The sequence below is a fragment of the Streptomyces sp. NPDC032472 genome (assembly GCF_040636955.1).
In the GTDB taxonomy this organism is placed as follows: Bacteria; Actinomycetota; Actinomycetes; order Streptomycetales; family Streptomycetaceae; genus Streptomyces.
The window spans coordinates 1-10,481 of record NZ_JBEZVK010000122.1 but is presented as its reverse complement, the minus strand read 5'-3'; the positions used below and the strand labels follow the sequence as shown (position 1 = coordinate 10,481).

Genomic DNA, 10,481 nt, shown 5'->3' with positions numbered 1-10,481 from the left:
CCGGCGCAACCCTGGCCGCCGTGCTGGGTCTGTCCGGCGAGGGGTGACGCATGACCACACAGGCCGCTCCCACACAGGCCGGCGCCGCAGCGGGGTCCGCCACCCCACTCCACCGCATGATCGCCGGACAGGGCGTCTCCACCCTCGGGAGCACGGTCACCGAGATCGCCATGCCCTTGGCGGCGCTCCAGCTGCTCGGAGTCGAGGGATGGCAACTCGGCCTGCTGGCCAGCCTGACGGCCTTTCCCAACCTCGTGCTGGGGATCCCCGCCGGGGCCTGGATCGACCGGGCCCGGCCGAAACAGGTCATGATCGTCTGCGACCTCGTGCGCCTCGTGCTCATGGCCGGCGTTCCGCTCGCGGCGGCCTTCGGCGCGCTCGGCTTCGCCCAGCTCTGCGTGGTCGCCGCAGGCGTGGGGTGTTGCACCGTCCTGTTCGACATGGCGGCGAGTTCGTACCTCCCGCGCCTCGTCGGCATCGAGCACCTCATCGAGGCCCGCAGCAAACAGAGCACCGTGCGCCAACTGGCCGATGTGATCGGACAGTCCGGCGGCGGGGCCCTCACCTCACTCGTCGGCGGGGCCCGGGCCATGGCGGTCGACGCCGCGAGTTACGCGGTTTCGCTCGTCTGCCTGTGGGGGCTGCCCGCCATGCCGGCGGCAGACCGCAGTGAGCAACCCGAAAGCCTCGTACGGCGGATCGGCGACGGACTGCGCTACACGTGGAAGAACGGCATCAACCGCTTCATCGTCGCCGAGGCCGGCCACTACAACCTCTTCTACCGGGCCTTCATGGTGGTCTTCATGGTCCACGCCGTCCGCGACCTGCACTGGAGCGGCACCACGATCGGCATCCTGATGGCGTGCATGGGGGTCGGAGCCGCCGTCGGTGCGACGCTGGCGCCGCGGTGCGCGCGGCGCCTCGGCGTGGGCAGAGCGATCATCACGGCCCTGCTGGTCGCGGACCTCGCCACGCTCGCCACCCCCTTCGTGACCACCGGAGCAGTGTGGGCCGCGGTGCTTCTGGGCGTGGTCTTCTTCGTCATGAACCTCGGAGCCTTCGTCTCCGGGGTGATCGCCGGCTCGCTCAACAGGGCGGTCACCCCCGAACACCTCTACGGCCGGATCGTCGGGGCCAATCGGGTCATCTCCCGCGGTGGGGCCTCCCTCGGCGGCCTGCTCGGCGGCGCGCTGCTCACCCTCTTCGACAACCGGGTGGCCAGCATGATCTGCGCGGTCGGCATGTCGGCGGCCATCTTCTGGGTGGCCCGCCCCTCCATCGCCCGGGTCCGCGAGCTCCCGACCCACGAGCCCGCGTGAACCCGGCACGGGGCACCCGGCACCCGGCACCGGGCACCGGGGCCCGTCACGAAGGCTTCGTCGCCGAATAGGCGGTGACGGTCACCTTGTTGTCGCAGAGGGCGAAGATCCCGTCGTCGAGGGCGATCTGGTGCGCTCCGGCAGCCGGCACCCCGACGACGAGCGTGGGGTACGTGGTGGGCGTGGCCCCGGACACGCAGTAGCCGTCCGCCTCGCCCTGCACGTTGACGAAGGTGAGCTTGGTCCAGGCACGGGCACCGGGGGCCAGGACCACCGTGTCCGCCGACCCGCTGTGGCTGGTGGCGAGCGGGACGTTCTTGTCGGGCGACCCGTTGCCGGCGCCGGCCACCGTGGGGAAGCCCTGGAGCGTGCAGGCGCCCTTCGAGGTGTTGGTGACGCCGACGACGGCCGCGCCGGTTCCCGTGCCCGGAGGCCGGACGTCGGCCTGGCGGGCCTCGGTGACCTTGACCTCCTTGATCGTGCACGGCTTCGCCGCGCCGCCGGGAGCGGCGGGCGAGGCCGGAGCGGAGGGCTTCGCCTTCCCCGTGCCGCCGGAGCTCCCGGAGCCGCTGCTGCTGCCACCATTCGCTGCCGCCCCGGGGGCGGGTGACTGCGCGGACTGCGAGGGCGTGGCGGCGGCACCGTCCTCGCCGGAGGGCGTGCAGCCCGTCACGAGGGCGGTGGCCGCCGCGGCCACCGCCAGTGCGACCACGGTCCGACGGACACCTGCTGCGTACTGCATGGGGAACCTCCCGGGGCTCACGATCGGTCCCGCACCGGACCGCACACGGACGGACACGGCGCCGCACCGTCCAGGAGTTCCCGCGGGCACCGCACTGTGCCACTCCCGTGACATCCCGATGACGTACCGGCGCCCGGACGCCAGGCGGAGCAGGGGCAGGGGGTCCTGCGGCTCTCAGCCCTGTACGGTGCCCGCCACCGACCGCAGCAGTGCCAGGAACGCCGCGACCGCGGGGGAGTGCGCCAGGCCGCGCGCAGTGGCCGCGTACACCGCGCGGCGCGGGGAGTCCTGCGGGTGCAGGGCGACGAGCACGATGTCGGGGCGGGCCGAAGAGGCCGCGAGAGCGGGGACCAGGGTGACGCCGAGCCCGGCGGCGACGAACCCCTGCTTGGCGATCCAGTCGGCCGCCAGGACGGTGGACCGGGCACGGAATCCCGCGGCCGTGCCCATCAGGGTCTCCTCCGGCCGGTCACTGGCCGCGATCCACTCCTCGTCGGCGAGCTCGCCCAGCCGCAGCACCTCCCGGTCCGCCAGCCGGTGTGCGCGCGGCAGGGCCACGTACATCCGCTCGTCCAACAGGTGGTGCAGTGCGCAGCCCTCCAGGCGCTGCCCGGAGGCGGTGCTGACCACGGCGAGGTCCAGCTCCCCGGCGCCGAGCAGGGCCAGCTGCCTCGCCGAATTGCCTTCCGTCCGGGTCACGGTGACGGCCGGGTGCCGCTGCCGGAAGGCCGCCAGTGTGCGGGGCAGCAGGTAGGCGTCGGCGGTGGAGAAGCCCCCGATCCGCAGTCGGCCGCCGTCCAGCGTGCGCAGCGCGTCCAGTTCGGCCCGCGCCGTGCGCAGCCTGTCCGCGACCGCCTCGGCGTGGGGCAGCAGGACCCGGCCCGCCTCGGTCAACCGGACCCCGCGCGGCAGCCGGTCGAAGAGCCGGGCACCCCACTCGTCCTCCAGCGACTGGATCTGCCGGGAGACGGCGGACTGCGTGTAGCCCAGGGCCTGCGCGGCGGCCGTGAACGAGCCGTGGTGCGCCACGCATCGGAAGACGTCGTACAGGTCATGCGGGATCGGCATGGCAGCCATGCTAGACATTCGCTTGTCGCATGGCAGGGTCGAACCTAGATTCGAGGGCATGGAGAAGATCGCATTCCTCGGACTCGGCGCCATGGGGCTCCCGATGGCCCGTCACCTGCTGTCCGCACCACACCCGTTGACCGTCTGGAACCGTACGGCCGACAAAGCGCGGCCGCTCGTCGAGGCCGGCGCGGTGTACGCCGCCACGCCCGCGGAAGCCGTCCGCGGGGCCGACCTCGTCATCACCATGCTCGCCGACCCCGCAGCACTGCGCGCCGTCGCCGCCGGGATGCTGCCGGCGCTGCGCCCCGGTACCCACTGGATCGACACCTCGACCGTCGGGCCCGACACCGTCGGCGAGCTGGTGGAACTGCTGCCCGAAGGGGTGACGTTCACCGACGCTCCGGTCATGGGCAGTGTGGACCGGGCGGCGGCCGGGGACCTGTCGGTGCTGGTCGGCGGGCCGCTGCCGGGTCCGGTCGCCAAGGTGCTGGGGCTGCTCGGAAACGTCACCGAGTGCGGGCCCGTCGGCTCGGCGGCCGCGCTCAAGCTGGTGCTGATCAACGCGGTGATCGGCGGGGTGGCCGTGGCGGCCGAGGCCCTGCAGCTGGGACGGTCCCTCGGGTTGCCCGAGGCACTGGTGCGCGGCGAACTCGCCAAGGGGCCGCTCGCCGGCGCGGTGGCCCGGGCGTACGCCGAGGGCGCCCACTTCCCGGTGGCGCTGGCGGCGAAGGACGTGGCCCTCGCCACCGCGCGAGCGCCGCTGCCGGTCCTGGACGCGGTCCACGCCGCCCTGACCGCCCGCCCCGAACTCGCGGACCGGGACCTGTCTTCGATCCGGCCGTGAACCGCGCCCTCACCCGCGCCCTCACCCGCGCCCTCACCCGCGCCCTCACCCGTGCAGCAGACTCGTGACCAGGTCCCGGGGCAGACCGTGGGTGTCGTGGAGGTAGTGGAAGTCCTCCTCTCCCAGCGGGCCTCGGAAACGGGGCCGGGACAACACCTGCCGGCCGCGTTCCAGAAGACGGCGGAACCGCCGTTCCTCTTCGAGCAGCATCCGGTGCACCTCCCCCGAGCCCATGTCCTGCCCGAAGCGGTCCAGGGCGTGCTCGATCAGCTCCGGCGGCAGGTCCCCGAGGCCGCGCGTCGGATCGTCCCGCCACAGCAGGGTGAGCACCCTCCGTACGAGCCGGCGCAGCACGTAGCCCCGCCCGGTGTGGGCCGGGCGCACGCCATCGCCGAGTACGACGACGGCCGACCGGAGGTGATCGCAGACCACGCGCAGCGACCGCTCGTCCAGGGGCCACAGCGGGGGCAGGAGGCGGTGCCAGGGGTCGAAGACGTCGCAGTCGAACACGGAGGACGTGCCCTGGAGGAGCGAGGCGAGCCGCTCCAGGCCGAGCCCGGTGTCGACGTTGCGCTGCGGCAGCGGCACGAGGGATCCGTCGTCGAGCCGGCGGTGGCGCATCATGACGTGGTTCCACACCTCCACCCAGCGGTCGTCGCCCGTGGGCGTCGACCGGGGCGGGGTGTCACCGCTCCACAGGAAGATCTCCGAGTCGGGACCGCACGGGCCGGTCGGTCCGTTGGACCACCAGTTGTCCTGCTCGGTGAGCTCCACCGGCACGCCGCGGCCCTGCCAGAACTCCAGGGAGGCGGTGTCCGGACCGGTCCGGTCGTCCCCGCCGTGGACGGTGGCGTACAGGAGGCCCGGATCGATGCCCAGGCCCTCGGTGAGCAGCCCGTATCCCCAGTCGAGGCTCACGGGGCCCTCGTAGTCGCCCAGCGACCAGGTGCCGAGCATCTCGAAGACGGTCAGATGGGTGGCATCCCCGACCTCGTCCAGGTCCGTCGTACGCAGGCAGCGCTGTACGTTGACCAGTCGCCTGCCCAGCGGATGGGGCCGGCCCTCCAGGTGGGGGGTGAGCGGGTGCATGCCGGAGGTGGTGAACAGCACCGGGTCGTCGGCGGGCGGCAGCAGCGTGGAGCCGGTGATGCGGCGGTGGCCGCGCTGCTCGAAGTACTCGACGAAGGTGCGGACGATCTGCTCGGTCTTCATGGGGTGACTCCTTCGCGTCACAGCAAGGGAGGCACCGGACAACGGGATCGGCGCAGTCGTTCAGACCGGGGCCAGTACGTCATCACGGGCCCACCGCCGGCCGTTTCCGGTCGCCGGTGGGAAGAGGGTGAAGGTCAGGCGGCGGCAACCGGCGAGCTGGTCGCTCGCGCGGTCGCGGTGGAGTGTCGGCCGGTGACGTTCATGGGGCCGACCATAGCGCGCCCCCGCCCGCCGAGCACCCGGATTTGCCCTCGGATCGGGCCGGGCCCGTGGGCCGTCGGGCGTTCGCCCTGGTCGGGGGCTGTGACGAGGGTGGTGGGTGCCGGTCTGGCGTCACCGGCCCAGGACGTTCATCAGGATGATCGCCGCGTAGTTGGCGAGGATGACGGCGATCACACCGATGATCACGGCCCAGGCTCGGGCTGATTCGTCCGGGTGCACGTGTCGCCTCCCGTCCGGGACGTACTGTCCTTCTCGCGCCGGAAGCCCCTGTGCGGGCCGGCGGGTCTCCTGCCATGGTGGCCCGGCGGCCGGCGGTGCACATCTCGGGCGCCCGGGAGGCGGCACCCGCCCCTGGGCGCGGCCGGAACGCTGCACGGCAAACGGACGTGCGCACGTCCCGGCCGGGCCTCTACAGTGTGGCGTTCGACCAGGGGGGGAATCGAATCCATGCAGATCAGGTATGCCAGACCGCTGGGCTACGCAGCCGTCTGGGCGGCCATTGCAGTGGCAGCGGCCGGCCTCGGCTCGCGGGTGTTGGCGGACTTGGAATCGGAGTCCGATCCGGCACCGCAGGCGTACGCGGGGGCCACGGAACTGCCCGAGGAACTGTCGAACGACGGCACGACGATCATGGTCGGGGACCCGACCGCCGACACGGTCGTCCGGCTCTACGAGGACCCGCGCTGCCCGGTCGTCGCGGAATTCGAAGCGAGCGGCGCCAAGGCGGTCCGTGCGCAGACCATCACGCGCGAGGTGCGGACGGAGTACACCCTCGCATCCTTCAAGGACGACCGGCTCGGCGGCGACGGTTCCAAACGCGCGGTCAACGCCCTGCGTGCGGCCCTCGACGTGCAGAAGTTCACCGAGTACCACGCAGTGCTGACGGCACACCAGGCAGAGGTCGAGTCGTCCGGCGGCTACACCACACAGCGTCTGTTGGGCCTCGCGGACCAGGTGCCCGGACTGCGCAGCGAGACCTTCGACGCTGCGGTGTCCACCATGAAGTACAGCGATTTCGTCGCCGCGTCGCAGACGGCGTACCAGCGGACCGGCAACGACCCGATCGGACCCGGCACCCCTTCCGTCGCCATCAACGACAAGCAGGTCACCGGTGCCGCGTACCAGGACCTCTTCGACGAGGACGAGCTCACGCGGCTGCTGGCCGTGATCCGGAAGACCCCCGAGGCCTGGCGGAAACAGGCCTCCTGAGGGCTGTCCCGCAACTGATCCTTGGTAGGGTGCGCCGATGTCAGCGATCAAGCAGTTCCAAGTCACCTTCGACTGCGCCGAACCTGAACGTCTCGCCCGATTCTGGTGCGAGGTGTTGGGGTACGTCATACCGTCGCCGCCGAAGGGGTTTGCCACCTGGGACGAGTACAGGCGCTCGCAGCCGCCCGAGAAGCGGGATGCGTGGTTCGCCTGCGTTGATCCCTCGGGTGTGGGCCCGCGGCTGTACTTCCAGCGCGTCCCGGAAGGGAAGGCCGCCAAGAACCGGCTCCATCTCGACGTGCGGGTCGCCACCGGGCTCGTGGGTGAGGAGCGCCTCGCCGCGCTCGAGGCCGAATGCGCACGACTGGTCCCGCTCGGAGCCGTCCACGTGCGGACGCTGTACGACGGCAACGACGCGTGCATCCCCATGCTGGACATCGAGGGCAACGAGTTCTGTCTCGACTGAGCACCTCCGCGTCAAAGAGGCGGCCGGTCGACAGGGCAGTAGGTTGGGCGGATGTCGAAGCCGCCTGTGGTCCTGCTGCTGTCCGGAAGCCTGCGGACCGGTTCCTCCAACGAGTCCGTGCTGCGCACCGCGCACGCCGTGGCAACCCCACGGACGCGCACCGTCCTCTACGACGGCTTGGCGGCACTGCCGCACTTCAACCCCGACGATGACACCCACCCCCTGCCGGCGCCGGTGGCCGAGTTGCGGGCGGCGATCGGCGAGGCGACCGCGGTGTTGATCTGCACCCCCGAGTACGCGGGCACCCTGCCGGGCTCGTTCAAGAACCTGCTGGACTGGACGGTCGGCGGCACCGAGATCTGCGACAAGCCGGTGGCCTGGGTGAACGCGGCCGGCCCCGGCCGGGGCCAGGGCGCGGAGGCCACGCTGCGCACCGTGCTCGGCTACACCGGCGCCGACATCGTGGAGTCGGCGTGCGTGCGGATTCCGGTGGACCGCAACACCGTTGGAAGGGACGGGACCATCGCCGACGAAAGGGTGCGCGAGCAACTCCGTGCGGTGCTCGCCCTCCTGGAGGCGAAGGCCCCGGAAGACCGTATGCAGAATTCATGAGTACTCGTGAGGAATGCACCTGGGCACCGGATCCGCATCCCCGTAACGTTTCTCTTGTCAGCGAAACCGAAACGGGAGGTAAACACCATGATCTCTACCGTCAAGGCCAACGTCGTCACCGCCGTCGTCCACAACCGTGCCGTGGTCCACAACCGCGCGGTCGTCCACAACCGCGCCGTCGTCCACAACCGCTCGGTTTCCAAGTGAAGTTGACCCTCTGAGGTCTTGCGACCACGGTCCCGGATTCTCCCCGGGACCGTGGCACTTGTCATTAAGGAGAGTCAGTTTCCATGGGGGCTGATATGCCGGCGGACGACACCGCTTTGGAACTCGTGGACGTAGAAATATACGACCTCGAGCAGGACTTGTGCTTCCTCGCCACCGCGAACGGTGGGCAGTTCTACATTTCCGCCCACCCGTCCGAGTTCCGCGCATGGCTGGCGCTGTGCGACGGAACCAGGTCCCGCAGCGAACTGCTGGCGGGCATGGCCCCCGAATACGCCGAGGTGCTCGACGTCCTGCGGCAGGACGGCTGCCTACGTCCGGCCGAGGCCGGAGCCGACGCCGAGCGGGCGGCGCGCGTGGCGCGCACCGCGGTCCTCATCACCGGCACGCCGGAACTTGCCGCCCCGCTCACCCACGCGCTGGGAGCCACCGGTTACGCACACGTCGGCCCGGCGCCGCAGGACCTGTCCGACGTCGATGTCCGAGACGGCGACACCGTGCTCGTCGCCGCCTTCTCCCACCCCGCCCACGAGGAACTGAGCCGCATCGACGAGTTGTGCGCCCGCCTCGGCCTGCGCTGGCTGCCGCTGCGCCACGAGCGCGGCCGGGCCCTTCTCGGCCCCGCCATCACCCCCGGTGCCACGGCCGACTTCGCGGACGTACTGGACCGCAGGCTCTCCGCCTCCCACGACCCCCGGATCGTCGAGGCCGTACGGGCCGCGCCGCAGCCGGCCGGCCACCGGCTCCGTGACGGCGACGTCCGCTGGACATCGGCGCAGCTCGCCACCTTCCTGGAGCGCTGGATCACGGGCGAGTCAGGCGTCGACGAGGTCGAGCTCGATCCGCGCCGGCTCGACCGGATCGAGCGCACCGTCCTGCCGGTCCCGACCCGGCCGCGGCCCGTGGTGCGCGGCAACCCCGAGGCCGACCTGCTCGTCGACGACCAGGTCGGCGTGGTGACCGGCGTCCAGGAGCTGGCCCCCTTGCCCGGCATGCCCGCGCAGCTCAGGGTGTGCGCGGTGGACGTCGCCGACATGCGGCGCGTGGCGGACTGGCCGAACGACCGGCAGGCGTTCGGCACCTCCTGGTCCGATTTCGACGCCGCCCGCCGCAGCGCAGTGGGCGAGGCCGTCGAACGCTACTGCGGCAGCCGACTGCCCGAGGACCGGCTCCGCTTCGGCAGCCATGCCCAGCTGCGCAGGGCCGGGGTGCCCGCGCTCGACCCGCGCCGGCTGCACCTGTACTCGCAGCGCCAGTACCGCAGCCAGGGTTTCCCCTTCGCTCCGCTGACCGTCGACGCGGAGTGCGCCTGGGTCGAGGGCCGCTCGTGGACGACGGGCGAGCCGGTGTGGGTGCCCGCCTTCCTGGTCGCACACGGGGAGCACGACCCCGTCTCCTACTCCGACCCGCTCGTCGCCGGCGTGGCCTGCGGCGTCAGTGAGGAGCACGCCGTCACCTCCGGTCTCGAAGAGGTGATCGAGCGCGACACCACCATGCTGTGGTGGGCCAACGCCGCCCGCCTGCCCCGGCTGCCGATGACCGACCGGATCCGCGAGCTGGTCGCCGACAGCCGGGACGCGTACGACACCACCCTGATCCACCTGGACAACGAGTTCGACGTCCCGGTCCTCGCCGCGGTCGTGCGCGACCGCACCCACGGGTGGCTGGCCATCGGCTTCGCCACCCGCCCCGACCCCCAGGAGGCCGCCGAGAAGGCCCTCGCCGAGGGGTTCACCCTGCACCACACCTGCCGCTTCCTCGACGACGACAAGGCGCTGGCGGACGGCCTGGCCGACCTGCCGCACCTGGGCAACCTCAAGCCGTACCGCGCCGACCGGCGCTACCTCGACTCGTACCGACCGGACTTCAGCGACGTACGGGACCTGCTGTGCCAGCAGCAGCTCCACCTCGACCCGCGGGCGGGGGAGCGGGTCGCACCCTGGCTGCAGGACCTTCCCGCCCGCCCCTGGGACGGCCTGCCCGCACTCGCGCAGCGCAGCCTCGGGGCGTACCGCGAACGGGTCGAGGCCCGCGGCTTTGAAGTGATCAGCGTCGACCTGACGACCTGTGACGCCGAAGCGGCCGGCTTCAGCGCCGCCCACACGATCGTGCCCGGCCTGGTGTCGAACTTCCCCGCCGGCATGCCCATGTGGGGCGACGGCAGGATCGGCCGCGCCGGCGTCCGGCTCGGCTGGCGGTCGCAGCCGCTGTCCGAGGAGGAGTTCAACGTCTTCCCGCTACCCCACGCGTGAGGGATACCGATTGCGATGGCTGTCATCGACACACTCGGCCTGCCGAACACCAAGGGCCGCACCCCCCTGATCGTCGCGCAGGTCGTCGACGCCCTGGGCACCGGGCTCTTCCTCCCGTTCGCCGTGGTGTACTTCCACGCGGCCAAGGGCATCCCCCTGACCACCGTCGGCCTGATGCTGTCCGCGGGCGCCCTGCTCTCGCTGCCCGCGGGCCCGCTGGGGGGCCGGCTGATCGACCGGTTCGGGCCGCGGCGCGTGCTGGTGGCGTGCAACCTGTTCCGGGTACTGACCTTGTCCGCCTACGTGT

10 protein-coding genes are annotated in these 10,481 nt (G+C 71.8%); 7 read left to right on the top strand and 3 right to left on the bottom strand.

The genetic code is table 11. The features are described from left to right. The first annotated feature begins 50 nt into the window (after window positions 1-50). Window positions 51-1,319, top strand: coding sequence for an MFS transporter (locus tag AB0F11_RS36080; RefSeq protein WP_362183457.1), 1,269 nt, complete (start codon window positions 51-53; stop codon window positions 1,317-1,319). A gap of 46 nt (window positions 1,320-1,365) precedes the next feature. Here AB0F11_RS36080 and AB0F11_RS36075 read toward each other — a convergent pair whose 3' ends face one another. Continuing rightward, window positions 1,366-2,061 (bottom strand): DUF4232 domain-containing protein, encoded by a 696-nt coding sequence (locus AB0F11_RS36075; protein WP_362183454.1) that lies wholly within the window; start codon window positions 2,059-2,061, stop codon window positions 1,366-1,368. A gap of 174 nt (window positions 2,062-2,235) precedes the next feature. After that, complete coding sequence (locus AB0F11_RS36070; protein ID WP_362183451.1) at window positions 2,236-3,129, bottom strand: LysR substrate-binding domain-containing protein; 894 nt, start codon at window positions 3,127-3,129, stop codon at window positions 2,236-2,238. Window positions 3,130-3,187: 58 nt separating this feature from the next. Between AB0F11_RS36070 and AB0F11_RS36065 the strand changes: the two genes are divergently transcribed. Continuing rightward, window positions 3,188-3,976 carry an NAD(P)-dependent oxidoreductase gene (locus AB0F11_RS36065; protein ID WP_362183448.1) on the top strand — a complete coding sequence of 263 codons (789 nt, stop codon included), beginning with the start codon at window positions 3,188-3,190 and terminating at the stop codon, window positions 3,974-3,976. Window positions 3,977-4,021: 45 nt separating this feature from the next. Here the strand turns inward: AB0F11_RS36065 and AB0F11_RS36060 are convergent, their stop codons facing one another. Next, window positions 4,022-5,188, bottom strand: a complete 1,167-nt coding sequence (locus AB0F11_RS36060) for an alanine--tRNA ligase-related protein (protein ID WP_362183445.1) — start codon at window positions 5,186-5,188, stop codon at window positions 4,022-4,024. Window positions 5,189-5,857: 669 nt separating this feature from the next. On the opposite strand from AB0F11_RS36060, the gene AB0F11_RS36055 reads away from it, so the two are divergent. The 5 genes from AB0F11_RS36055 to AB0F11_RS36035 all read left to right on the top strand — a co-directional run. Beyond that, entirely contained in the window at window positions 5,858-6,619 is a 762-nt protein-coding gene (locus AB0F11_RS36055; RefSeq protein WP_362183442.1) for a thioredoxin domain-containing protein, read from the top strand. Between the two features lie 37 nt (window positions 6,620-6,656). Continuing rightward, a complete protein-coding gene (locus AB0F11_RS36050; RefSeq protein WP_362183439.1) occupies window positions 6,657-7,085 on the top strand; it encodes a VOC family protein in 429 nt (142 codons plus the stop codon). Window positions 7,086-7,136: 51 nt separating this feature from the next. Then, window positions 7,137-7,697, top strand: a complete 561-nt coding sequence (locus AB0F11_RS36045) for an NADPH-dependent FMN reductase (RefSeq protein ID WP_362183436.1) — start codon at window positions 7,137-7,139, stop codon at window positions 7,695-7,697. 290 nt (window positions 7,698-7,987) lie between these two features. Further along, window positions 7,988-10,174 (top strand): YcaO-like family protein, encoded by a 2,187-nt coding sequence (locus tag AB0F11_RS36040; protein WP_362183433.1) that lies wholly within the window; start codon window positions 7,988-7,990, stop codon window positions 10,172-10,174. A gap of 15 nt (window positions 10,175-10,189) precedes the next feature. Further along, a partial coding sequence (locus tag AB0F11_RS36035; RefSeq protein ID WP_362183430.1) for an MFS transporter occupies window positions 10,190-10,481 on the top strand: 292 nt, incomplete at its 3' end.